At 73.3% G+C, this 23,590-nt stretch carries 19 protein-coding genes; 12 read left to right on the top strand and 7 right to left on the bottom strand.

Features of this window, described 5'->3' with window-relative positions:
* Window positions 1-15: 15 nt before the first annotated feature.
* Window positions 16-858: a phosphocholine cytidylyltransferase family protein gene (locus FHR37_RS16880; RefSeq protein ID WP_092880438.1), complete on the bottom strand. Its 843-nt coding sequence runs from the start codon at window positions 856-858 to the stop codon at window positions 16-18.
* Window positions 855-2,783 (bottom strand): DUF5941 domain-containing protein, encoded by a 1,929-nt coding sequence (locus tag FHR37_RS16875; protein ID WP_175542309.1) that lies wholly within the window; start codon window positions 2,781-2,783, stop codon window positions 855-857. Before FHR37_RS16875 ends, FHR37_RS16880 begins: the two co-directional genes overlap by 4 nt.
* Before the next feature lie 420 nt (window positions 2,784-3,203).
* Between FHR37_RS16875 and FHR37_RS16870 the strand changes: the two genes are divergently transcribed.
* The 3 genes from FHR37_RS16870 (at window position 3,204) to FHR37_RS16860 (ending at window position 6,846) form a co-directional block, all read left to right on the top strand.
* Complete coding sequence (locus FHR37_RS16870; protein ID WP_139238785.1) at window positions 3,204-3,587, top strand: hypothetical protein; 384 nt, start codon at window positions 3,204-3,206, stop codon at window positions 3,585-3,587.
* A gap of 224 nt (window positions 3,588-3,811) precedes the next feature.
* Window positions 3,812-4,822 (top strand): UDP-glucose 4-epimerase GalE, encoded by a 1,011-nt coding sequence (gene galE, locus FHR37_RS16865; RefSeq protein WP_092880432.1) that lies wholly within the window; start codon window positions 3,812-3,814, stop codon window positions 4,820-4,822.
* Complete coding sequence (locus FHR37_RS16860) at window positions 4,819-6,846, top strand: acetoacetate--CoA ligase (protein WP_092880430.1); 2,028 nt, start codon at window positions 4,819-4,821, stop codon at window positions 6,844-6,846. Before galE ends, FHR37_RS16860 begins: the two co-directional genes overlap by 4 nt.
* Before the next feature lie 36 nt (window positions 6,847-6,882).
* Here the strand turns inward: FHR37_RS16860 and FHR37_RS16855 are convergent, their stop codons facing one another.
* On the bottom strand, window positions 6,883-7,656 hold the full coding sequence (locus tag FHR37_RS16855; RefSeq protein ID WP_092880428.1) for a TIGR03089 family protein: 774 nt from the start codon (window positions 7,654-7,656) through the stop codon (window positions 6,883-6,885).
* A 170-nt stretch (window positions 7,657-7,826) separates the two neighbouring features.
* Here FHR37_RS16855 and FHR37_RS16850 point away from each other — a divergent pair, with 170 nt between their 5' ends.
* On the top strand, window positions 7,827-8,948 hold the full coding sequence (locus FHR37_RS16850; RefSeq protein WP_092880426.1) for a mannose-1-phosphate guanylyltransferase: 1,122 nt from the start codon (window positions 7,827-7,829) through the stop codon (window positions 8,946-8,948).
* Window positions 8,949-8,954: 6 nt separating this feature from the next.
* Here the strand turns inward: FHR37_RS16850 and FHR37_RS16845 are convergent, their stop codons facing one another.
* Entirely contained in the window at window positions 8,955-9,665 is a 711-nt protein-coding gene (locus FHR37_RS16845; protein ID WP_092880424.1) for a DUF3105 domain-containing protein, read from the bottom strand.
* A gap of 140 nt (window positions 9,666-9,805) precedes the next feature.
* Here FHR37_RS16845 and FHR37_RS16840 point away from each other — a divergent pair, with 140 nt between their 5' ends.
* Window positions 9,806-10,732, top strand: a complete 927-nt coding sequence (locus FHR37_RS16840; RefSeq protein WP_139238784.1) for a DNA-3-methyladenine glycosylase family protein — start codon at window positions 9,806-9,808, stop codon at window positions 10,730-10,732.
* Here the strand turns inward: FHR37_RS16840 and FHR37_RS16835 are convergent.
* A complete protein-coding gene (locus FHR37_RS16835) occupies window positions 10,717-11,886 on the bottom strand; it encodes a coenzyme F420-0:L-glutamate ligase (protein WP_092880422.1) in 1,170 nt (389 codons plus the stop codon). The two genes, FHR37_RS16840 and FHR37_RS16835, sit on opposite strands and share 16 nt — an antisense overlap.
* Window positions 11,883-12,860, bottom strand: a complete 978-nt coding sequence (gene cofD / locus FHR37_RS16830; protein WP_092880421.1) for a 2-phospho-L-lactate transferase — start codon at window positions 12,858-12,860, stop codon at window positions 11,883-11,885. Before cofD ends, FHR37_RS16835 begins: the two co-directional genes overlap by 4 nt.
* 224 nt (window positions 12,861-13,084) lie before the next feature.
* On the opposite strand from cofD, the gene FHR37_RS16825 reads away from it, so the two are divergent.
* From FHR37_RS16825 to FHR37_RS16810, 4 genes are all read left to right on the top strand, one after another.
* Window positions 13,085-14,719 carry a hypothetical protein gene (locus FHR37_RS16825; protein WP_175542308.1) on the top strand — a complete coding sequence of 545 codons (1,635 nt, stop codon included), beginning with the start codon at window positions 13,085-13,087 and terminating at the stop codon, window positions 14,717-14,719.
* Between the two features lie 412 nt (window positions 14,720-15,131).
* Window positions 15,132-15,389: a WhiB family transcriptional regulator gene (locus FHR37_RS16820; RefSeq protein WP_092880810.1), complete on the top strand. Its 258-nt coding sequence runs from the start codon at window positions 15,132-15,134 to the stop codon at window positions 15,387-15,389.
* 207 nt (window positions 15,390-15,596) lie between these two features.
* A complete protein-coding gene (locus tag FHR37_RS16815) occupies window positions 15,597-18,938 on the top strand; it encodes a glycosyltransferase family 2 protein (protein WP_092880419.1) in 3,342 nt (1,113 codons plus the stop codon).
* Complete coding sequence (locus FHR37_RS16810; RefSeq protein WP_092880417.1) at window positions 18,935-20,479, top strand: DUF5719 family protein; 1,545 nt, start codon at window positions 18,935-18,937, stop codon at window positions 20,477-20,479. Before FHR37_RS16815 ends, FHR37_RS16810 begins: the two co-directional genes overlap by 4 nt.
* Window positions 20,480-20,571: 92 nt before the next feature.
* On the opposite strand, the gene FHR37_RS16805 is transcribed toward FHR37_RS16810, so the two are convergent.
* Entirely contained in the window at window positions 20,572-21,132 is a 561-nt protein-coding gene (locus FHR37_RS16805; protein ID WP_237768538.1) for a metallopeptidase family protein, read from the bottom strand.
* 257 nt (window positions 21,133-21,389) lie between these two features.
* On the opposite strand from FHR37_RS16805, the gene FHR37_RS16800 reads away from it, so the two are divergent.
* The 3 genes from FHR37_RS16800 (at window position 21,390) to FHR37_RS33595 (ending at window position 23,588) form a co-directional block, all read left to right on the top strand.
* Complete coding sequence (locus FHR37_RS16800; RefSeq protein WP_202817865.1) at window positions 21,390-21,743, top strand: DUF3499 domain-containing protein; 354 nt, start codon at window positions 21,390-21,392, stop codon at window positions 21,741-21,743.
* Window positions 21,744-21,850: 107 nt separating this feature from the next.
* Window positions 21,851-23,230: a phosphomannomutase/phosphoglucomutase gene (locus FHR37_RS16795; RefSeq protein WP_092880389.1), complete on the top strand. Its 1,380-nt coding sequence runs from the start codon at window positions 21,851-21,853 to the stop codon at window positions 23,228-23,230.
* Between the two features lie 88 nt (window positions 23,231-23,318).
* Window positions 23,319-23,588: a Trm112 family protein gene (locus tag FHR37_RS33595; RefSeq protein WP_092880386.1), complete on the top strand. Its 270-nt coding sequence runs from the start codon at window positions 23,319-23,321 to the stop codon at window positions 23,586-23,588.
* Window positions 23,589-23,590 lie beyond the last annotated feature (2 nt).

Genomic DNA, 23,590 nt, shown 5'->3' with positions numbered 1-23,590 from the left:
GGGCAAGCAGGGGCACTACCGCTCCAGCCTGGGATGGGTCGTGGTCTCGGCCGTGGCCTCGGTGGTGGTGTCGGCGATGGCCGCCAGCACCTGGGCCGAGCGGGCCAGGTCGGCGTGGTCGTCGATCTCCACCCACGGCAGGTCGCCGATCGGGGCGACGTCGACCCGGAAGCCCGCGTCGACGGCCGCCTGGTAGCCGTCCTCGTAGTAGAGGTTCGGGTCCTTGCGCCACGTCTCCTCGAGCGCGGCGGTGAGCGGCTCGGCCGCCCCGGGCCCGATCAGGCTCACCCCGATGTACTCCCCGGTCGCCGACGCCGGGTCGAGCTCCTTGGTGATCCGGGTGACGCCGCGGTCGGGCGACCAGATCACCTTCATCTCCTCCTCGGCCAGCGGCTTCACCGTGTCCAGGGCGAGCAGCAGGTCGGGGCCGGCGCCGGCGGCTCCGCTCCCGGCCGGGCTCGCCGCCGCGAGCAGGGCGTGCTCGACCTGCACCGGGTGCACCGTGTCGCCGTTCGCGAGCAGGCAGCCCTGGGAGAACAGGTGGCGTGCGCACCACAAGGAGTAGCAGTTGTTCCAGGTGGTGGCCCGGTCGTTGTGGATGAGGTCCAGCGTGACGCCGTGGGTGCGTTCGAGATGGTCCCGGCGGTCGTGGACGGCCTGCGCGGCGTACCCGACCACCACCGCCACGTCGGTCACCCCGATCCGGGCGAAGTTGGCGAGGATCGTGTCCAGCGGCGTGAGCGGGTAGTCGGCCTCCGGCCGATGTTCGCCCGCGAGCGGCACCAGGGCCTTGGGGAGGGTGTCGGTGTACGGGCGCAGTCGCCGGCCGGTGCCGGCGGCGAGGACCAGGCCGATCATCGGGCGACTCCAGCGGTGGCTTCGGCGGCCGGGACCCCGGTCGCGTCACGGTCACGGACCTGCGCCGCCGTGGCGATCACGCTCTCGGCGACGAACACCACCGCGAGCGCGACCGCGAGGACGGTGAGGCCCACCTGGAACACCGTCGCCCCGCCGAGGGCGAGCAGCGCGAGGACCAGCATCCGGCCGTCGTGCCCGCCGGTGACGACGGTGAGCCGGCGGCGGGGGTGCGTGCCGTCCTCGCTCAGGCGGTAGATGGTGTCGTAGTGGTGGAACGCGCACGCCGCGACGTAGCCGAACGCCGCGGGCAGTGCAGCCGGGGCGAGGGTGGCGGCGAGGACGATCGCCAGGGCGTACTCCGCGGCCCGGAACGTCGGCGGCAGCACCCAGTCGGCCCAGCCGTTGAGCGGTTGCCGGCTGGCGAACCCCACGATCAGGACGTACCACAGCACGCCGAGCAGCACCCAGCCCACGCCGACCGCCGGGATCACCGCGAGAGAGAACACCAGCACCAGCAGGGCGACGAGCGCGGCCAGTGGCGCGGGCAGCGAGCGGCCGGGGAGGGAGGTGTGCACGATCCAGCCGACCGGCCCGACGTCGACCAGTGCGCCCAGGGACAGCCCGGCCGACTTCGACCAGGGCCGGCGGACCCGCCGCAGGCTGCGCAGGAGCCGCCCGAGGAAGGCGTACGCCGCGGCGATCACCCCGACCGCGAGCAGTACCACGAACACCACCTGCGGGTTGGTGAACGCGACCAGCAGGCAGATCAGCGCCGAGCGTTCGCCCTGGGGCAGGACGATCCCGCGGCGCAGCCAGACCTTCCACCGGCTGCCACCGATGCGCGCCTGCACCTGGTCGGCCAGCGCCGGTGCGTCCTCGGCGGGGCCCGCGCTGACCTCCTCGTACGCCGCGTGCATCTGGTGCCGGACGGTCTGGAACGCCATCGCCGCCGCGGCCAGCCACCAGATGTGCGGGTCGCCGTCACGGGCCGCCCCGATCGCCAGCCCGGCGAACAGGGCGTACTCCTTCACCCGGTCGAAGGTGAGGTCCATCCGGGCGCCGAGCTTGCTGAACGAGACGGTGTAGCGGGCGAGGTCGCCGTCGATGCAGTCCAGCGAGAACGCCGCGTGGAACAGCAGCGCGCCCAGCACGTAGCTGGACCTGGTGCCGGTGGCGACCGTCGCCGCGGCGCCGAGGGCGACGATCAGCGACAGGATCGTGACGTGGTTGGGCCCGAGCCCGAGCCGGGCGAACCACCGGGCGGCGTACCCGGAGTAGCTGCGGACGAAGAACGTGGTGAACGCGGTGTCCTCGGCCTTGACCGCGCTCTTCAGCCGGTAGCTCTCCTCGTCGACCGCGCGGGCCCGGGCCTCCAGGGCCGCCCGCTCCTGCGGGGACTCGGCGATCCCGGCCACCAGCGGGGCGGGATCGGTCCTGGCCACGGTGACGCGGGCGGCGAGCGCGTCGGCGACCCGGGCGATGTCCACGGGTGGGGCGTCCGGGCGCGAGGAGCGCGAGGAGGTGGTGGGAGCCGTCGAGGCGGTCGTCCCGGTCGTCCCGGTTGTCACGGTCGTCGAGGTCCTCGCGGTGACGGCGGCCAGGGCGTCGAGCAGGTGCGGCCTGGCCGAGGGCGCCACGGCGAGGGTTCCGGGCCCGGCGATCGCTTCCGGCCGCGAGTCGCACACGGCCCGTCGCAGTGCGTGCAGGTGCCCCACGAACCGGCCGTCGACGAGGGCGACCCGTCCGGGTGGCGCGGAGGCCACCGCCGCCGGCAGGTGTGCGAGCGCGTCCACCTCGACCACGTCGTAACCCAGCGCACGCAGGTGGCGGGCGACGGGCAGGGGCCCCGGTCCGGCGGAGACGACGGGGCCGACGAGGAACGCGGTCGGCAGCGGGATCACCCCTGTCTGGTGGAGTCGGCTCATCCTAGAGCGTGTGCGTCGACCGGCCGTCTGCCCGTCGGTGCCCGTGGCGGGGCGCCCTGACGGTAGCCGCCCCGGCGGTTTCGCGCACCACCCACCACCCGCTCCCGCGGTCCCGGTGCGCGGTTGTTCACCCGCCGTTGCCGTCCGTACGGCCGGCGCGCGCTGATCGTTCCCGCAGGCCGCCGCGGGCGCGGGGGTGCCGCCCGGCCGTTCCTTAGAGGGTGATCATTAAAGGGAAAATTTGCACAGGAAATCGGCAGAGTCACTGTCATCGGGCCGTGACAGTCCGTACGATCACCAGCACGAACCGAGATGGCAGGTGGTTGCCCGGGCCGGGCGGGCCGCCTCCACAGATCCATCGACACAGAAGGCGGGTCCCCAGGACCCGCTGCGAAGGAGAGAAGAGGGAGGTCGATGTCGATGGCGACGTCATTCGTGGCGTCGACGGCGGTGTCGCCGCACCGGAGCGAGGCACCGGTTTTCGTACCCGGCTACGGATGGGTGCGGTGGTCGAAGGAACTCCTCGACGCCCAGGCCAGGTATCTGTTGTTGCTCCACCAACCCGACCAGGCGTGGACGAAACTCCGCCTCGTCGGCACCCGCCGCGTGGACGGGCCGCGCTGCCTGTACTGCGCCCAGGAGTGGACCTGTGCCGAGGCGGCGTGGGCGAGTTCCTGGTTGTCGCCGTTGGGGCGGCTGTGGCGCAACCCGCGCGAACGCGGCGGTAGACACCGCGCATCCGGGCCGCCCCGGGTGAGTGGCGTCGGGACCGGCCGCCGCGTCGTCTGGGACCGTTCCGCCTGACCGGCGAGAACCCGCCGCACCGAGCAGCACCGATCAGCACCGATCAGCACCGATCAGCGTCGTACGACAGCACGCATCACCTGAACCGCGAACCGTTTCACCGATTGCCGCATCACCTGAGGACGTCTGGATCGTCCGGGTCGCCCGTGGGGGGCGAAGGGGTGGCTCCGGGCGGTTCCGGATCGTTCCCCGGCGCCGGGAAGCACGCCTACTAAGGTGCAGCCATGACCTGGCTCGTCACCGGAGGCGCCGGCTTCATCGGCGCGCACGTCGTCCACGCACTTCATGCCGCGGGAGAACAGATCGTCGTGCTCGACGACCTGTCCACCGGGGTGCCCGCCCGGATCGCCGACCTCGACGACGTTCCGCTCGTCCGGGGTTCGGTGCAGGCGACCAGCCTGGTCGCCAAGCTGTTGCGGGAGTACGAGATCAGTGGCGTCGTGCACGTCGCCGCCAAGAAGCAGCCAGGTGAGTCGGTCGACAACCCGCTGCTCTACTACCGAGAGAACCTCGGCGGACTGGAGTCGCTGCTGCGGGCGATGACCGACGTCGGCGTGGACGCCCTGGTCTTCTCCTCCAGTGCCTCGACCTACGGCGACCAGGACACCGACGTCCTCACCGAGGACGCGACCTGCCGTCCGGTCTCTCCGTACGGCGAGACCAAGCTCGTTGGAGAGTGGCTGATCGCCGACGTGGCCCGGAGCGCCGGGCTGCGGCACATCAGCCTGCGCTACTTCAACGCCGCCGGTGCCGCCGCTCCCGAACTCGCCGACACCGGCGCGTTCAACCTCATCCCGATGGTGTTCGAACGCCTGACCGCCGGGCTGCCGCCGAAGATCTTCGGTGACGACTACCCGACCCCGGACGGCACCACCATCCGCGACTACATCCACGTCGGCGACATCGCCTCCGCACACGTCGCGGCGGCCCGGCACCTCACCGCCGGGCACCAGGCCCGCGAGGTGCTCAACGTCGGCACCGGCCAGGGGTCGTCCACCCGGGAGATCGTGGAGACCATCCTCGACGTGTCCGGTTACACCGACCTCAAGCCCGAGCTGCTCGCCCGCCGGCCCGGCGACCCCGCGGTGTCGATCGCGGGTGCCGACCGGATCCGGGAGGTGCTCGGCTGGTCGGCCGCACACGACATGCGGTCCACGGTGGCGGCGGCCTGGGAGGGGTGGCTGTTCCACCATCCGGAGGCCCGCCGCGACGGCGGCGCCGGGAGCGCGGGATGAGCGAGCCCGGGAGCGCGCAGGGGCAGGTTCTGTGGAGCCCCCCGGCCGACGTCCTTGACCGGACCAGGATCGGCGACTACCTGCGCTGGCTCGACCGCGAACGCTCGCTGCGGTTCGCCGACTACGCGTCCCTGTGGCGGTGGTCGGTGGACGACCTGCCCGCCTTCTGGGCGAGTGTGTGGGACTACTTCCAGGTGCGTGGCCGGCGCGGCGACACCGTCCTCGAAGGCGACGCCATGCCCGGCGCGCGGTGGTTCCCCGGCGCCCGGGTCAACTACGCCGAGCAGATGCTGGCCGGCCTACCCGCCGAGGGGCCGGTGGTGGTGGCCAGGTCGCAGACCAGGGAGCCGGTCGAGCTCACCGCGGCGCAGCTGCGTGCGGAGGTGGCCCGGGCGCGGGCCGGGCTCGTGCGCCTGGGCGTGGGACACGGCGACCGGGTCGCGGCGTACCTCCCGAACATCCCGGAGACCCTCGTCCTGCTGCTGGCCACCGCGAGCCTGGGTGCGGTGTTCTCCTCCTGCGCCCCGGAGTTCGGCACCCGCAGCGTCGTCGACCGGTGGAGCCAGATCGAGCCGAAGGTGCTGGTGGCCGTGGACGGCTACCGCTACGGCGCGAAGGACATCGACCGGACCGGCGAGCTGGCAGCCATCAGGGCCGCGCTGCCCACGCTCGCGCACGTGGTCGTGGTGCCCTACCTGTCCGAGGACGCCGCGCGGCGGACACCCGGCGCGTCCACCTGGGCGGACCTGCTGGCCGGCCCCGATCCGGGTGAGCCGGAGTTCGAGCCGGTGGCGTTCGACCATCCGCTGTATCTCCTGTACTCCTCGGGCACCACCGGGCTGCCCAAGCCGATCGTGCACGGGCACGGCGGCATCCTGCTCGAGCACCTGAAGACCCTCGCCCTGCACTTCGACCTGGGCCCGGGCGACCGGTTCTTCTGGTTCTCCACCACCGGCTGGATGATGTGGAACGTCCTGGTGTCCGGCCTGCTCGTCGGTGCCACCGTCGTCCTGGTCGACGGCAATCCCGCCCAGCCCGACCTCGGCCACCTGTGGCGGCTGGCCGACGAGTGCGGCGTGACGTTCTTCGGCACGAGCGCGCCGTTCCTGATGAGCTGCCGCCGGGCCGGGCTGCGGCCGGCCGACGTGGCCGACCTGTCCCGGATCCGCGGCCTGGGATCGACCGGCGCGCCGCTGCCGCCGGAGGGCTTCGGCTGGGTGTACGAGAACGTCAACCCCACCTTGCAGCTGCAGTCGTTCTCCGGCGGCACGGACCTGTGCACCGGATTCGTCGGTGGCTCGCCGCTGCTTCCGGTGTACGCGGGCGAGCTGTCCTGCGCGTGCCTGGGCGCGGCGGTCGCGGCGTACGACCCGGCCGGTCACCCGGTCGTCGGCCAGCTGGGCGAGCTCGTGATCGAGCGCCCGATGCCGTCCATGCCGGTGGGGTTCTGGGGCGACTCCGACGGCTCCCGCTACCGCGCCGCGTACTTCGCCGACTTCCCGGGCGTGTGGCGGCACGGCGACTGGGTGGAGATCACACCACGCGGCACCTGCGTGATCACCGGCCGCTCCGACGCGACGCTGAAGCGGGGCGGGGTACGCATGGGCACCGCGGAGTTCTACTCCGTGGTCGACGGGTTCCCCGAGATCACCGACAGCCTGGTCGTCCACCTGGAGAACGCCCGGCCCGGCGGAGCTTCCGGGGCCGCCGCGGATGCGGACGCGAGCGAGGAACTGCTGCTGTTCGTCGTCCTAGCCGAGGGGACCGAGCTGGACGACGACCTGCGCCGCCGGCTGGCCGCCGGCCTGCGCCGCGAGCTGTCGCCGCGGCACGTGCCGGACGAGATCGTCGCGGTGCGCGCGATCCCGCGGACGTTGTCCGGCAAGAAGCTGGAGGTGCCGGTCAAGCGGATCCTGGAGGGCCGGCCGGTCGAGGAGGCCGCGAGTACGGGTGCGCTGTCCGACCCGGGCGCACTCGCGGCGTTCGAGGCGTACGCCCGGAACCGCCGTCAGGCCCCCGAGTAGGCCACCGCCGCAAGCCTGGTCACCGACGCGGGCTCGTCACCGACCGGCCGCGCGGAGCCGGGTCACGGTGACCTTCTCCACCTCGCAGCGACGGTCGACCAGCGCGAGGTCGGGGTTGCGGACCAGGATCACCGAGCCCTGCTCGGCCAGCGGGGCGAGCAGCGCGTCCAGGCAGCCGTACGGATCGGCCGGGTTGGCGTCGGTGAGCAGCCGCCCGCCCGGCTCCAGGCCGATCTCCTCCGCGCGCCGGACGGCGGCGGCGAGGAGTTCCTCGCCGGTGAGGGTCGCGTCGGGTGTGACCAGGGCGGGCGCGTGCGGATCGACCGGGACGTACGCCGTGAACTGGTCGGCGTACCCCGGCACCTCCGCGCCGTAGTCCAGCACCCCCGCCGGCAGTGCCTGCGTGAACGGCCCGCCCAGCGGGCGCAGCGCGAGCGCCACCGTGTCGCGGGCACCGGCGGCGGGCCCGGCCGTCACCTCGGCCAGCCGGTCCGGTCCGGTGACCACCAGGTCGGCGTCGCCGCCGGCCTCATCGCCGAGGGCGACGGTGAGTCCGGCCGACCACGCGGCCAGCATCCACACCGCGGTCTGCCAGTGCGGCGGGAGCATGATCGCGACCCGGGCGCCCGGGTCGGTGCCCAGGCCGTCCTGGAGGAGGTTCGCGGTCTTGGCGACCCAGTTGTCCAGCGTCGCGAGGGACAGTTCGACGCGTTCGCCGGTGGCGTCGTCGTAGAAGGTGAGGAACGGCGTCGCCGGGTCGGCCGCCAGGGCCGCGGCCAGCGCGCGTGCGGGAGTGTTCGGGGTCGCCACCCGGCGAGCCTAGGCCAGTCCCGCGGATCCCGCCTGATCCGGCGGACGCCCCGGGCCACGGGGGTAACGAAGGCCCGCCGATCACGCACCGCCACGCTTCGCGACCATTCCGCCACGCCGGGCGGCGTGATCCGCCACGATGAGCATGAGTGTCCCGTAGGCTCGCGGTCATGCGGTACGCGGTCATCAACGCGGGGGGTACGGGCACACGGCTGTGGCCGCTGTCCCGCGCGAGCTTCCCCAAGCAGCTGCTGAGCGTCCGGGGCGGCAAGAGCCTGCTCCGGCTGGCATACGAGCGGCTGGAGGGGTTCGTCCCCACCGAGCGGATCTTCGTCTGCGCCGGCACCGCTCACCAGCAGGCGATCATGGACCACCTGCCGGAGCTTCCGGAGGAGAACTTCCTCGGTGAGCCGGTCGGCCGCGACACCGCCAACGCGATCGGCCTGGCCTGCGCGGTGATCGTCGAGCGTGACCCGGACGCGGTGGCCGCGTTCGTCACCTCCGACCACGTGATCGAACCCATCGAGTCGTTCCGCGAGGCGCTGGGCACCGCCTTCGACACGGTCGAGGCGCACCCGCACATGCTGGCGACGTTCGGCGTACCACCCACGTCGGCACACACCGGCCTCGGTTACATCGAGCGCGCCGACCCGCTGCCGGACGCGCCTCGCGGTGCCGGACCTGGCGGCGGGCCCGCGGTGTTCGGCGTCACCGCGTTCACCGAGAAGCCGGACGCCGCGACCGCGCAGGCCTACGTCGCCGGCGGGCGCCACCTGTGGAACTCCGGGATGTTCGTGTGGCGGGCCGACACCCTGCTCACCCAGCTGCACCGGCACCTGCCGGGCGCCTACGACGGCGTGACCCGGATCGCCAAGGCGTGGGACACCCCCGAGCGGACGACCGTCGCGGAGAAGGCCTACGCCGAGCTGCCCAAGATCAGCATCGACTACGCCGTGATGGAGCCGGCCGCGCGGGGCGAGGACGACGCCCGCGTCGTGGTGGTCCCGATGGCGGTGGACTGGATCGACGTCGGCGCCTGGCCGGCGCTGGCGCGCACGCTCGCGAACGACCCGGCGCACAACGCCAGTAACGCCGTCACGGTGCTGGTCGACTCCGAGGGCAACATCGTGGTCAGCGACGACCCCGAGCACCTGGTGGCGACCGTCGGACTGCGCGACACGATCGTCGTGCACACCCCGGACGTCACGATGGTCTGCCCGAAGAACGACGCCGAGCGGGTGAAGGATCTCGTGGCCCGGGTCCGCCAGACCCACGGCGACCGGTACGCCTGACGTCGCTCAGGGCCCCTGCGGCTCAGGGGAGTCGGCGGCCGGGAACTTCTTCATGAACTGCTCGATCGCCTGCCCGCTCACGCTCTCCGCGTACTGACGTCTCCCGGCGGTCGTCGACCAGTGGGTGAGAGCGACGTGCTCGCCCTCCGGGAACGCGCCCTCGCCCTTCTTCCACGGGGCGACGATGAGCTTCTTGGCGTTGTCGAACTCGCTGGACTCGTTACGCTTCGCGATGTTGCGTAGCGCGGCCACCTGCGCGGGGTCGTGCGCGATCGTGTCGTCGTACCAGACGACGGTGTAGCCGTGTTCGAGGTTGTGCACGAGCGTCTCGACGTCCGGCCGGTCCTTCGTGTCGTAGAACTTCCGCGAGAAGCTCGCCGGCTGTGCCCAGTGGGGTCCGGAAGTCGGGGGAATCGAGCGGTAGGCGATCGCCTCACCGTTCGGCCGGTGGTCGTTGACGCCGGAGGGGCGGTCGCTGCGTACAGCACTCAGCCCCGCCTGTGCGGCGGACACCCCGAGCGCCGGAAACCTCTTGCCGTCCCGGCGGTCCATCCAGTTGCCGACGGGCACCCAGGCCGCGGCCCCGACGAGGAGCACGCCCACGACCACGCAGACCGCGACGAGGGTGAGCCTCCTGCGACGCTCGCCGCTCTCGTGCTCCTGGCGTGCCTGCTCGAGCCGCCCGCGCCTGTCCGTCTGCTGGTCGTTCCTTGCCACGGCCGTCCTCTGTGTGTTCGTGCGCCGGTCGGGTGACGCTCGGTTCGCTCTGGGAGTGTACGAAACGTCTCGGACGAGGGCTCGGGCCTTCCGGCGCGGCCGGTACACGATCGGGTCCCGGCGTCCAGCAGACTGGACCCATGTCCGCGCCGACCGTCGCACGCACCCGCACGGTGGCGACCGAGACCCTGGTCGACCCGGTGCTGACGATGCGCGGCCTGCGGCGCGGCGGCGGCGACCCGGTGCACCGCACCGGCCCCGACGGCACGATCTGGCGCGGCACCCGCACCCCCGACGGCGTGGCCACGGTCGCGATCTCCGCCCGGCCCGCCGACGGCGCGATCGAGGGCCGGGCGTGGGGACCCGGCGCGGACTGGATCCTGGACCACCTGCCCGGACTGGTGGGCGCGGAGGACGACCCGGCCGGGTTCGAACCCGGACTCGCGCTGCTGGAACGCCTGCACCGCCGGTTCGCCGGCTGGCGGGTCTGCCGTACCGGCCTGGTGATGGAGTCCCTGACCCCCGCGATCCTGGAACAGAAGGTCACCTCCACCGAGGCGTGGCGGTCCTGGCGCGAACTCGTGTGGCGGTTCGGTGAGCGCGCGCCCGGCCCGGCGCCGTTCCCGCTGTGGGTGCAGCCGGACGCGCGCACGCTCGCCGGCCTGCCGCCGTGGGAATGGCACCGCGCGGGGGTCGGCCCGCAGCGGGCCGAGACCCTCGTCCGCTGCGCCCGGCTGGCCACCGCGCTGGAGCGGACGGTCGGACTGGACTTCGCCGAGGTCGAACGCCGGCTGCGCAGCGTTCCCGGCGTCGGGGTGTGGACGGCGGCGGAGGTGATGCAGCGGGCGCACGGGAACGCCGACGCGGTGTCGGTGGGCGACTTCCACATCGCGAAGTCGGTGGGCTGGGCGCTGGCCGGCGAACGCTACGACGACGAGACCATGCTGGCGGTGCTGGAACGCTGGCGCGGCCATCGCTACCGCGTCACCCGGCTGATCGAACTCGCCGGGATCACCGCACCACGCCGGGGCCCGCGGTTCTCCCCCCGCGACTACCGGGCGTTCTGAGCGCTCGCCCGGGCGGCGCCGATCGCCAGCGCCCCGACCGGTTCGGCGTCCGCGGGCAGCACCTGACGTACCGCGTCCCCGGCGATCTCGGCGGGCAGCCACTGGCAGGCGAGCCCCTCGACCGCGCAGGAACGCACCAGCCGCTCGCGCAGTCCGCCCGCTCCGAGCAGGGCGTCCGTGCGCGCCGGTTCGCCGTCGGCGCGGATGTGGACGACGACGAGGGCAGGTGCCGAGGAGGGCAGACCGAGCGCGTCCAGGATCGGCTTGAGCACCCGCGCCCCGGTCACCTCGACCGCACCCCAGCGCCCGTTGTCCCCTTGCTCGGCCGGCGTACCGATCACCTCGGACAGCGCCCGGCGTACCTGGTCGGCGTCCACCGCGACGTCGGCGAGCGGGCCGGTGCCGACCGGGAGCCGGAGCGCCTCCCGCCTGGCCTCCCGCGCGCCGAGCCGGAACATGTCGTCCTCGGCGGACCGGACCAGGGCGCGCACGCCCGGACCGTCGTCGTCGGTGACCAGCGCGGCGAGTCCGCGCACGACCGCCACCGGGACCTGCGCGCTCTTTCCCTTGACGAGTTCCGCCGCGCCGGCGATCTCGTCCGCGTGCGCGGGGGCGGTGACGACGAGTTCGTTGCCGTACGCGTCGACCCGGCCGCGGTGCTCGTCGACCACGCGTACGCCGGCGGCGCCGATGGCGAGGTCGGTCTGGCCGAGCCGCCAAGGCCGCCCGAACGTGTCGGTGACGACGACGCCGACGCGTACGCCGAGGCGTTCGGTCAGCCCGCGCCGCAGCCGGCGCGCCGAGTCGTCGGAGTCCAGCGGGAGCAGCAGCAGTTTGCCGGGCTCGACGTTGGACGCGTCCACCCCGGCGGCGGCCATCACGAACCCGTGCCGGGTCTGGACGATCTGGGTGGGCCCGCGTTCGGCGACGACCCGTACGGTCTCGGACCGGATCGCGGCGAACCGGTCGTCGCCCGCGACCACCCGGCCCTCGGCCTTGCTGACGATCTTGCTGGACACCACCAGCACGTCGCCGGCGCGGACGTCGGTGCTGTGCTCGGCGATCAGGGCGGCGAGATCGTCACCGGCCCGGACCTCGGGTATCCCGAGGACGGGAGTGACGAGGATCGAGCCGGTACGCGGGTCGTCGCTCACCGGCGGACCTCCTCGGCGAGTTCCAGGGCGACGGCGGCCATCGCGGCGGTGGCGGCGACGTCGGTCATCATCAACGGCACGGCACGGGCGGTGATGCCCGCCTCACGGATCCGGCCCACCGACTCCGCGTCGCGTTCGTCGACCAGCCAGCCGTCCAGCAGCCCGCCGTCGGCTCGGGCGCCCAGGTGCAGCGCGACGCCGGCCGCGGAGGTGTCCACGCCGATGGCCGGGAGCAGTTTGTCCGCCATCCCGCGTACGGGCGCGCCGCCCACGATCGGGGACAGCCCGACCACCGGCGCGGGGGCGGACCGGACGGCCTCGCGGACGCCGGGCACCGACAGGATCGGCCCGACGCTGACCACCGGGTTGGACGGCGGCAGCAGGAGCAGGTCGGCGCCGGCGATCGCCTCGAGTACGCCGGGAGCGGGGGCCGCGTCCCGCACTCCCTCGACGTCGACGGTGACCACCGGCAGGGACGCGTGGTGACGTACCCAGTACTCCTGGAAGTGCATCCGGCGCCGGCCCTCCGGCGAGTCCGGGTCCTCCACGACGACGTGGGTCTCCACCCGGTCGTCGGTCATCGGGATCAGGCGCACCGGCAGCCGCCAGCGCGCGGTCAGCGCGGCGGTCGCCTCGGAGAGGGTCCGGCCCTCGGCCAGCATCGCCGTCCGGACCAGGTGGGTCCCGATGTCGCGGTCGCCGAGCCCGAACCACGACGGCACCGAGTCGTACGCCCGGATCTCCTCCAGGGCGTTCCAGGATTCGTCCGCGCGGCCCCAGCCGCGGGCGTCGTCGTTGCCTCCGCCCAGGGTGTACATGACCGTGTCCAGGTCGGGTGAGACGCGCAGGCCGTAGAGGGTGAGGTCGTCACCGGTGTTGCCGATGACCGTGACCTCGGCGTCGGGGGAGTGGGCGAGCAGGCCGCGCAGGAAGCGCGCGGCGCCGATACCGCCGGCCAGAACCGTGATCCGCACGCCACCAGTGTGCCCCCTGTCCCTGGCCGGGCGGTCGCCGCGTCTTGTCCACAGGCCGGTCGGGACGGAACGGGCGATCTGCGCCATAGTGGTGCCGTCGCCGGGGGGCCCGCCGCGACCAGCCGCCTACAGGATCGGTCCTGGACTCACCACGTGGGTCCCCATGACAGGCCCACGTGTGGGAGGCTGCAGCCCGACATCCCACCCAGATTTGGGGGTAGCACGTGGTTACCGAGACGACCAAGCCGCAGCGTGAGCTGTTCGCATGGGTGCTGCTGGGCGCCGGCATCCTGGTCGGACTGGTGGCGGTGTCGCGACTCGGCATCGACAGCGGCTCCGGCTTCGCGCTGACGGCGTTCGCCTACCAGGGCCGCTTCGTCCAGCCGATACTCGTGGTCCTCCTTGTGCTCGCGGTGGTCCTCGTGACCCACCTCGGCGAGCCCACGCCGAAGGCCCGCGTCATCACCCTGATCGCGCTGGCGGTGCTGGCGATCCTGACCCTGCTCGGTCTGGTGACCTGGCTCGGCGGCATGGCGGCCGACATCCGCCTGCCCAACGGCGCGGGTGCCTTCGGCATCGACGGCAAGCTGGCCACCGCGGTGCAGCAGCTCGCCTACCTCGCGGTCGCGGGCGCCGCCCTCTTCTTCGTCTTCACCACGCTGAAGGCGCTGCCGCAGCCGGTGGGCAGCCTGACCGGCGGGACCGGTGGCAAGCGGGAGGGCCGCAAGAGCAAGCGCTCCGGGGACAAGGCCGGTGCCATCCTCGGGCAGTTCGGCGGCGGGCAGCGCGGCGGCGGACACGACCAGCGTGACGAGCAGCGGCAGGGTCAGTACGCCCAGCAGTCCTACGCGGGCGGCTACGACCAGTCCGGGTACGACCAGCAGGGTTACGACCAGGGCCAGTACGCCCAGCAGGGCTACGGCCACCAGGGGTACGACCAGGGTCACTACGCCCAGCAGTACGACGAGGGTCAGTACGCCCAGCAGGGCCAGTACGACCAGCAGGGCTACGACCAGGGTCACTACGGCCAGCAGCAGGGTTACGACCAGGGCCAGTACGGCCAGGGGTATGCCCAGCAGGGCTACGACCAGGGCCAGTACGGCCAGCCGGGTTACGACCAGTACGGCCAGCAGGGCCAGCACGGCCAGCCGGGTCACGACCAGGGCCAGTACGCCCAGCAGTACGAGCAGCAGCAGTACGGCCGGCCCGACCAGGGTCAGTACGCCCAGCCCGCTCAGTACGGCCAGCAGGGTTACGGCCAGGACCAGTACGCCCAGCAGGGGCAGTACGACCAAGGCCGGCAGGAGTACGGCCAGGGCGACTCTGCCCAGTACGGCCGGAACGACCACGACCAGCGTCGCGGCTTCGCCGAGTCCGGCGAAGCCGGGCAGCACGGCTCCTACGCGCCGTTCGGCCAGGACTCCGGTCGGGACTCCGGTCCTGACTCGGGCCACGACCTCGGTCAGCATTCCGGGACGAACCAGTCCCGCGACGAGTACGGCGACCGGGACGCTCGGGACGCCCACGACCAGCAGCCCGAGCAGGGCCGGCCCGACTACGACCCGCCCTCGGGCCGTGCGGCCCGGCGCGATCCGGACAGCACGCAGTTCTTCGGCCGTGACTACCCCGAGGCGACCGACGCCCCGGCCGGCCGGCCCGAGGAGCAGGGTGCCCGGCCGGCCGGGGCCGACGACGAGGACGACGACCACACCCGCGTCGTCCGGCTGGGCAACCTCGACGGGCCCGACGGCGAGCCGGGGCCGGACGAGGGACGACAGGGCCAGCAGGGCCCGGGCCGCGCCGACGAGGGCCGAGCCCGCGAGGAGCAGCAGAACTGGTGGTCGCAGCCGCCACGCTGAGGCGTGAGCGCGGCACCACCGCGAGCGAAACGATCGGGCCCGGCCAGAACCCAGCTTCTGGCCGGGCCCGATCGCGTTGTCGGCGATCGGAACCCTTGTGGGGTTGGGATTTTCTCCCCTCCGCACGTCCGATCGCCTTGCCCGGTTGAGGTTTCCGCCCTGCTCCGGGTGGCTATGTCCGCTTATAGCAGACCTCAAGTTGACGTAGCGGGATTTCCGGCATGTAATTTCAGCTGTGTCATTCCCGCCGTTCCGGGGAAGTACCAGAACGGTGTGACACGGAAGCACCACTCGGAGTTGGTGCGGGAACGGACGGCGACGTCGACCCGGTCTGCGCTGCGAGAAAACCGAGTAACTGGTCGGCAACGGGGATTGTGTGCTCACGGGGACGTGGGTCGAGGAGGCGAGGACCGTGGCAGAGCCCAGCCTGCTGTACGGCGGCGCCGAGGAAGAGCTCAGCTGGCAGGAACGCGCGCTGTGCGCGCAGACCGACCCGGAGGCGTTCTTTCCGGAAAAAGGTGGATCCACCCGCGAAGCAAAGCGGGTGTGCACGGTGTGCGAGGTCAGATCGGCGTGCCTGACCTACGCACTGGAGCATGATGAACGCTTCGGTATCTGGGGCGGCCTCTCCGAGCGGGAGCGCCGCCGGATGAAGAAACGCGCGGTCTGAGCGACCGGCTTCGGGCCGTTCGGCTCGGGGCCGCGGGCCGGCCGCCCGCGGCCCCGAGCCGTCAGAACCCTGTCCTGGTGGCTGTTCCGGGGCGTCCGCCGGCAGGCGGGTGCCCGGCCTGTCCCAGGCTGAGGCCGTTCGTCGGAAGCGTCGCGTAGTGTGTGGGCTTGCACCGAGCCCCCCACTCTGTGAGGTCCCGCTTTCCGCATGAGCGAGCGTTCAGGAGCCGAGGCGTCGTCGCGCCCGATCGTCACCGCCGTCGTCGTGTCCCACAACGGCGCGCCGTGGCTGCATGAGCTGATCGCGGGGATCCAGGCACAGACCCGTCCGGCGGACCGTGTGGTGACCGTCGACACCGGCAGCCTGGACGACTCCCGCGACCTACTGGTCGGCAAGCTGGCCGGCCCGGTGATCGACGCACCGGCCCGCACCGGCTTCGGCGCCGCCGTGGAGCGCGCCGTCAAGGCACTGCCGCCGGCACAGCCGGGCGAGTGGCTGTGGCTGCTGCACGACGACTGCGCGCCGGATCCCGGTGCGCTGGAGGCGCTGCTGCGCCAGGCCGGGGCCCGCCCCGAGGCCGCGGTTCTCGGTCCCAAGCTGCGCGACTGGCCCAGCGGCCGGCGACTGCTCGAGGTCGGGGTGACCATCGCCGGCAGCGGTGCCCGCGAGACCGGCCTGGAGTTCGGCGAGTACGACCAGGGCCAGCACGACGGCGTACGCGAGGTCCTGGCGGTCAGCACCGCCGGCATGTTCGTCCGCCGCGACGTGTTCGAGCACCTGGGCGGCTTCGATCCCCGACTGCCCCTCTTCCGCGACGACGTCGACTTCGGCTGGCGCGTCATCCGGGCGGGCCACCAGGTGCTGACCTGCCCCGACGCGGTCGTGCACCACGCCGAGGCGGGCCACCACCGGCACCGCCTGCTGGACGCGGTGCCCCACCGGCCGCGGCTGATCGACCGGCGCAACGCGATCTACACGCTGCTGGTCAACTCCGCGGCCTGGCGGGTTCCCTTCCTCCTCGTCCGGCTGGCCGTGGGCTCGCTGCTGCGGGTGCTCGGCCTGCTGGTCGCGAAGTGGCCCGACGCGGCCTACGACGAGTTCCGCGCCTTCGCCGGCGCCTACTCCCGGCCCGACCTGATCCTGCGGGCCCGGCGCCGGCGCGCCCGTACGGCCCGGGTCGGCAGCGGGGCCGTCCGCCGGTTGCTCCCACCGCCGTGGATCGGTCTGCAACACGCCTTCGACGGGCTGATGGCACTGGTCTCCGCCCGGTCCGGCACCCACGTCGGCACCGGCCGGCGGTCACGACGGGTGATCGAGACCGGCCCGGTCGCGGAGGAGACCGAGGAGCTCGACGACGACACCCCGGGCGTCTGGCGGTGGCTGGTCGCCCGCCCGGCGTTGCTGGTGGTGCTGGCAGTGACCGTGGTCACGCTGGTGGCGTGCCGCAATCTGCTCGGCGGCGGCGAGCTCGGCGGCGGCGCGCTGCTGCCCGCCCCCGACGGCGCGGCCGACCTGTGGCGCCGCGCGTACGAAGGCTGGCACCCGGTCGAGCTCGGCAGCGGCCGGGCCGCGCCGCCCTACCTCACCGTCCTCGCCCTGGTCAGCTCGCTGTTCCTCGGCAAGGCCTGGCTGGCCGTCGACGTGCTGCTGCTCGGTTCGGTGCCGCTGGCCGCGATCACCTGCTACCTGCTGATGCGTCCGGTGGTGGCGACCCGGCCGCTGCGCCTGTGGGCGACGGCGACGTACGCCCTGCTGCCGGTGGTGACCGGCGCCGTCGCGACCGGCCGGATCGGCACCTGCGTGGCGATCGTGGTGCTGCCGCTGGTGGCGCTGGCTGTGCTGCGGACGTACGGACCGGGGGTGACCGTCGGCACCTGGAGTGCCGCCTGGGCCGCCGGTCTGCTGCTCGCCGTCCTGACCGCGTTCGTCCCCGTGGGCTACGTCGCGGCACTGCTGCTGGGGCTGGTGGCGATCGCGCTGCCCACCCTGCGCAAGCCCGGAAGCGTGGGCCGGATCGTCGTGGCACTCGCGGTGCCGCCGGTGGCACTGTTGCCCTGGCTTCCGGTCGTGGCCCGCGACCCCGGCGTCCTGCTGGGCGAGGCCGGGCTGGCGGCGCCGGGTCTGGCCGATTCCCCGCTGGCTCCGCTGCGCCTGGCGTTCGGCAGCCCGGGCGGTCCCGGGGTGGCACCGGTGTGGATGTTCGGCCTCCTGTGCGTGGTGGCGCTGGTGGCGCTGCTGCGCCGTGACCGGGCCCGCGGCGTCCTCGCGGCCTGGGGGCTCAGCCTCGCCGGACTCGCACTCGGCCTGGTGCAGAGCCGGCTCACGGTCAGCACGGAGTGGGCACCTGTCGGGGTCCCGGCCTGGCCCGGCGTGGCATCGGTGCTCGTTCTGGCCGGCTGGATCCTCGCGATCGTGCACGGCGCCGACGGCGCCCGTCGCGTCTTCCGGCAGCGCAGCTTCTCCTGGCGCCAGCCCGGCATCGGGGTGGCGGTCGTGGTCGCGGTCCTCGCACCGGTCCTCGTCGCCGGGTGGTGGATCATCCGCGGCGCGGACGGCCCGATCGACCGGGATGCGGGACCCGCGCTTCCGGCCTACATGCGGGCCGCGCAGAAGTCCGCGGCCCAGCCCCGCGCGCTGGTCGTCCAGGCCGACGACGGCGCGGTGAGGTACGCACTGCTGCGCGGGGCGGCCGCACGCATCGGCGACGCCCAGACCGGTACACCCGCCCGCACGCTCGGCCGGCTGGACAGCACCGTCGGCGACCTGCTCGGCGACGCCGGGCGCGAGGCCACCGCTGCCCGGCTGGCCGCGTACGACATCGGATACGTCTACCTCCCTGCCCCCGCGGACGCCGCGTCGGCCGAACGCCTGGACGCGACGCCTGGTCTCGTCCGGTCCAGCGCACCCGACGGAGCCGCCGCCTGGAAGGTCGACCTCCCGGTCGGCCGGCTGCGCATCCTCGACCCGGGGGCTTCCGCCGGCGGCACCGAGGCTCCCGGCTCCGGCTCGGCCGCGACGTCGGCCAAGGTTGTCGGCGTCGACCCCGACGGCGCGGCGATCACGGTGCCGGAAGGGCCCGCGGGCCGGTTGCTGGTGCTCGCCGAGACCTACGACCGCTCCTGGCGGGCCAGCCTGGCCGGCGAGCAGCTGAAGCCGGTGCGCCATGACGGCTGGGCGCAGGCGTTCGAGCTGCCTGCGAGCGGCGGCCGGCTGGTTCTCGACGCCACGCCGAAGCTGCACGGCGAGCTCCTCGCCGTGCAGGGATTCCTGGTGCTGGTGTTCCTGATCCTCGCCCTGCCGACCCGCCAGCGGCGGGATCCGCTGCCGATGGAGCCGGCGGGCGGCCGGCGCGTCGGCGGTTCGTTCGGCACCGACGGCAGGCCCGGCAGGCGGTCGGCCGCTGCCGGCGTACCAGTCGGCCCAGTCGGCACTGCCTCGACGGGGGACACCCCGACTGGCAGGACCCAGACCGGGACCACCCGGGCCGGCAGCACCTCGAACGGTCCACGAGACCCCGACCGACCTCGTGAGGGGATTCGAAACCGATGAGCAACCCCTTCGTCCGGCTCGGCGCCGTCGTGGTCGCCGCGGCCGTGCTGGTCGGCGGCGCGACGCTGGCCACCCCGGCGCTGACCTCGGCCGACCAGCCGGCCCAGGCGGCCGGCCGGCCCACTCGGGTCCCACTCGACCGCGCGACCCTGGTGTGCCCGGAGTCGCGTTACGTGCGCTCGGAGAGCGCCACCGACGTGACCGCCGTGGCGGCACCGGGGCGGATCGACGCACCCGGCGTGAGCGCGGCGGCCGCCCGGCGTGCTGCCGACACCCCCGGCGAGCTCGCCGTCCTGCCCCTGGGCTCGACCACGCCGCTGACCTCGGTCGACCAGCGCGAACGCCTGGCCGCCTACGAGGTCCGCAAGAAGGACACACCGCCGCTGCTGGTGAGCGCGCAGGGCGCGGTGGCCCCCGGAGCCGCCGCCGGCCAGCTCACCCGGGCCGGATCCGGCCCGCTGCGTGGTCTGGCGGAGGCTCCGTGCACCCGGCCCGGCACGCAGTTCTGGTTCGTCGGCACCGGCAGCGCGCTGGGCCAGCACGGCCGCCTCTACCTCACCAACAGCGACGAGGGCTCGGCCCAGGTCGACCTGCGCCTGTACGACGAGAAGGGCCCGGTGGACGCCGACGCCGCCCGCGGGCTCACCGTGGCACCGGGCAAGCAGACCGTCGTCGAGCTGGACAAGCTGGCGCCCACCAGCAAGCGGCTCGCCGTCGCCGTGGTGGCTCAGCGCGGCCGGGTCGCCGCGGCGCTGCGCAACGACGCCCAGAACGCCGACACCGCGATGGGTGTCGACTGGATTCCCTCGGGGACGTCACCGGCCAAACAGGTCGTGGTGCCAGGCATCGCTCCCGGTGACGGCGAACGCGTCCTCAGCGTGGTGGCCCCGGCGGACTCCACCGCCAGCGTGAACCTCTCCGTGCTCGGCCCCGACGGCACCTTCCGCCCGTCCGGGCTCGGCGACCTGGAGGTCAAGCCGGGAACGGTCGCGGAGATCCCCCTGCAGGAGGCACTCCGCAAGCAGGCGGGCGCGGTGCGGGTGGAGTCCGACGTCCCGGTCACCGCCTCCGTCCGAAGCGTGTTCGGCTCCGGCTCGAACCCGCACGACGTGGCCTACTCCGCGGCGTCCACTCCGCTGTCCGGGCCGGCCGTGGTGCCGTCCACCGACACCGGCGAGGGCAGGTCCGCCAGCCTGCTGCTGTCCAGTCCCTCCCAGCAGGCGGTGAACGCCTCGGTGCGGCTGTACTCCGACGACGGTCGCGACGTGGGCTCGACGAAGGTGACGGTTCGTCCCGGCAGCACGGTGGAGACCAAGCTGGAGCCGAAGGAGGACGTCAGCCGCTACACCGTGGTGGTCACGCCCGACAGCGGCGGCCCGTTGTACGGAAGCAGGCTGCGGGTGGAGGACGACCCGGACGGGCCGATGGCGTCGTCGTGGACGCTGACCTCCGCCGAGTCGACTGTGGTACGCCCATCGGCCCGGTCCGACATCGGCGCGGGGATCGGGGTCCGGGAGACCGTCGACCCGATGTTCCAGTAGCTCGGCCGGGTGGGCGCCGGAGCGCTCCGGCGGCCGGCAGGCCCCGGGCATGCGCCCGAGCCCAGCCGCGCCCAGCTTCCAAGCCGGCGGGCCTACTCCTCGCCGTAGTCCGGGTCGATGTCGGCGGGCCCGAGCCCCAGGAGGTCGGCGACCTGTTCGACCACGACGTCGTGCACGAGTTCGGACAACTCCGTCATTCCGACCGCGCGGAGCTCGATCGGGCGGCGGTACACCACGATCCGGGCCGGTTCGTCGTGTTCGGACGACGCCAGCACCGCGCCGAGCGGGATGTCCACCAGCCCGTGGTCGCGGCGCGGGTCCGGCACGTCCTCGACCGCGAACTCCACGCCGTCCAACTCGGTGGCGAACCGGCGCTCGAGCTCCTCGACCGCATCCAGGACGAACTCGTCGAACCGCTCCGCGCGACTGCGGGCGATGGGGATGCCACCAGGCGCCAGCGGCCCGCGTACGGCGATCGGCCCTCGCATGCCCCGGCCGTGCCGGTCCCGGCGGCGTGTGGGCCGCCCGTTCGGCCCACCGGCCGTCGGTGCCGCGGACTCGGCCTCGGCGGCCGGCAGGGGAGACCCGGGTGGATCGGTGGGGGGAACTGATCGGCCGGCACCGGCGTCGCCTGGTGCTTCGGGTGCGCTCACGATCCGAGCTTAGGGCGTGCCCCGCGGACACGCCCCGGGGCGCACGGGTGGGCCTGGTTCGCCCGGGTCGACAGGGCGGTGGGACCCACCTCCGGTCCGGTACGACGGATGGTGACCGACCAGTGACCCGGCGGTGACCGGTGATACCCGGCCTGGTGTCTACCGGCGGCCGGCGACCGGCCCGCTTTGCCGGTCTGCGACAGGTATGAGCGTGTTAGGTGGCCCGCCGAGACGGCGGACCGGTACCATCCCACCTCGTGGGCACGCTCAGGAAATGTTCTCGTACGGCGTGCTCCCGCCCTGCCGTGACGACGCTCACGTATGTCTACGCCGACTCCACGGCCGTGCTCGGGCCCCTCGCCACCTACGCCGAGCCGCACTGTTACGACCTGTGTTCGGAGCACTCCGAGCGCCTCACCGTCCCCCGCGGCTGGGAGGTCATCCGGCTCGCTCCCGACCCGGAGTCGTTGCGGCCCTCCGCCGACGACCTCGAGGCGCTGGCCAACGCGGTCCGCGAGGCGGCCCGTCCGCGCGACGCCGCGCCGGAGCCGCCGGCCGAGCTGGGCCGGCGCGGCCACCTGCGCGTACTCCGCAATCCCGACAACAGCTGACCGCGCCCACGCCGGCACGGATCCTTTCCAGGACTTCGGAGGGTGACTTCGGAGGGTGATCGGCGCGCTACGCGTCCGGTGTCGGTGTGGCGGTTTATGGTGTCCGGGTGTCTGACCCGGAGAAGATCTTCAAGGCGTACGACATCCGCGGAGTCGTGCCGGACGACCTCGACGCCGACCTCGCCCGCACGATCGGCGAGGCCTACGTCGAGGTGCTCGACCTGCCGGCCGCCGTGGTGGTCGGCCGCGACATGCGGGTGGCCTCACCGGAGCTGGCCGAGGCGTTCGCCGCCGGCGTGACCAGCGGGGGCTGCGATGTCGTCGACATCGGTCTGGCCTCGACCGACGAGCTGTACTTCGCCAGCGGTCATCTCGACCTGCCCGGCGCGATGTTCACCGCGAGCCACAACCCGCCGGACTACGGCGGGATCAAGCTGTGCCGGGCCGGTGCGGCGCCGGTCGGGCAGGAGACCGGGCTGGCCAAGTTGAGGTCGCTGGTGGAGCGGGCCCGGCAGGCCGACCGGGCCGCCGACCGGGACGTCGTGCCGGCCGGGAAGGTCGAGCGCCGGGACCTGCTCTCCGCGTACGCCGCTCACCTGCGCGGGCTGGTCGACCTGTCCGGCATCCGGCGGCTCACGGTCGCGGTGGACGCCGGCAACGGCATGGCCGGGCTGACCGTGCCGGCGGTGTTCGAGGGGCTGCCGATCGACCTGGTGCCGATGTACTTCGAGCTGGACGGCACGTTCCCCCACCACGAGGCCAACCCGATCGAGCCGGCCAACCTGGTCGACCTGCAGGCGAAGGTGCGCGAGGTGGGCGCCGACATCGGCCTGGCCTTCGACGGGGACGCGGACCGCTGCTGGGTGATCGACGAAAGCTCCCGGTCGGTCTCGCCGTCGGCGATCACCGCCCTGATCGCCGTCCGCGAGCTGGCCCGGGAGCCGGGGGCGACCGTCATCCACAACCTGATCACGTCCCGGGCGGTCCCGGAGATCATCCGCGAGCACGGCGGCACGCCGGTGCGCGAACGCGTCGGCCACTCCTTCATCAAGGCCACGATGGCGCGCACGGGTGCGGTGTTCGGCGGCGAGCACTCCGCGCACTTCTACTTCCGGGACTTCTGGCGCGCCGACTCCGGCCTGCTCGCCGCCCTGCACACGCTGGCCGCGCTGGGGGAGCAGGACCGGCCGCTGTCGAAACTCCTCGCCGAGTACGACCGGTACGCTGCCTCCGGCGAGATCAACAGCCGGGTCGACGACCAGGCCGCCACGATGGCGCGGGTGAAGGCCGCCTACGCCGACCGGGTGGGCGTGACCGTCGACGAGTTGGATGGGCTTACGGTGGAGCACGCCGACTGGTGGTTCAACCTCCGCCCGTCCAACACCGAGCCGGTGCTCCGGCTCAACGCGGAGGCGGCCGACCAGGCGACGATGGAACGCCTGCGCGACGAGGTCCTCGGCCTCGTCCGCGGCACCGTGAACGCGTGAGGCCGCACCACCGAAGGCCGATCGCCCGAAGAGCGGCCACGCCGGCCATGCCCGTCATGCCGGCCCGCAGCACCCGAAGGGACCACAGGTGAATCTCAACCCCGCGCTGCTGGAGATCCTGGCCTGCCCGGCCTGTCGTTCCCCGCTGCACGCCGACGACGCCGCTTCGGAACTGGTGTGCACCAACGCCGCCTGCGCGCTGGCCTACCCCGTGCGGGACGACATCCCGGTGCTGCTGGTCGACGAGGCCCGCCGGCCCGACTCCGGTCCGAGCACGTCCGGGGGCGAGGCCGCCGGCGAGTCCGGTTCGGACGCCGGCCCCATCGACGGGAACTCCCCGACCGCCACCGACGCTTGAAC

It is taken from the genome of Actinopolymorpha cephalotaxi, from assembly GCF_013408535.1.
Lineage (GTDB): Bacteria > Actinomycetota > Actinomycetes > Propionibacteriales > Actinopolymorphaceae > Actinopolymorpha > Actinopolymorpha cephalotaxi.
The sequence above is the reverse complement of the archived record's forward strand: the minus strand, read 5'-3'. Positions and strand labels throughout refer to the sequence as shown.

What these genes read in the sequence shown, in the direction of transcription:
- FHR37_RS16880 (WP_092880438.1), bottom strand. Translation starts at nt 858, where the DNA reads ATGATCGGCCTGGTCCTCGCCGCCGGCACCGGCCGGCGACTGCGCCCG.
- FHR37_RS16875 (WP_175542309.1), bottom strand. Translation starts at nt 2,783, where the DNA reads ATGAGCCGACTCCACCAGACAGGGGTGATCCCGCTGCCGACCGCGTTC.
- FHR37_RS16870 (WP_139238785.1), top strand. Translation starts at nt 3,204, where the DNA reads ATGGCGACGTCATTCGTGGCGTCGACGGCGGTGTCGCCGCACCGGAGC.
- galE (WP_092880432.1), top strand. Translation starts at nt 3,812, where the DNA reads ATGACCTGGCTCGTCACCGGAGGCGCCGGCTTCATCGGCGCGCACGTC.
- FHR37_RS16860 (WP_092880430.1), top strand. Translation starts at nt 4,819, where the DNA reads ATGAGCGAGCCCGGGAGCGCGCAGGGGCAGGTTCTGTGGAGCCCCCCG.
- FHR37_RS16850 (WP_092880426.1), top strand. Translation starts at nt 7,827, where the DNA reads ATGCGGTACGCGGTCATCAACGCGGGGGGTACGGGCACACGGCTGTGG.
- FHR37_RS16840 (WP_139238784.1), top strand. Translation starts at nt 9,806, where the DNA reads ATGTCCGCGCCGACCGTCGCACGCACCCGCACGGTGGCGACCGAGACC.
- FHR37_RS16815 (WP_092880419.1), top strand. Translation starts at nt 15,597, where the DNA reads ATGAGCGAGCGTTCAGGAGCCGAGGCGTCGTCGCGCCCGATCGTCACC.
- FHR37_RS16810 (WP_092880417.1), top strand. Translation starts at nt 18,935, where the DNA reads ATGAGCAACCCCTTCGTCCGGCTCGGCGCCGTCGTGGTCGCCGCGGCC.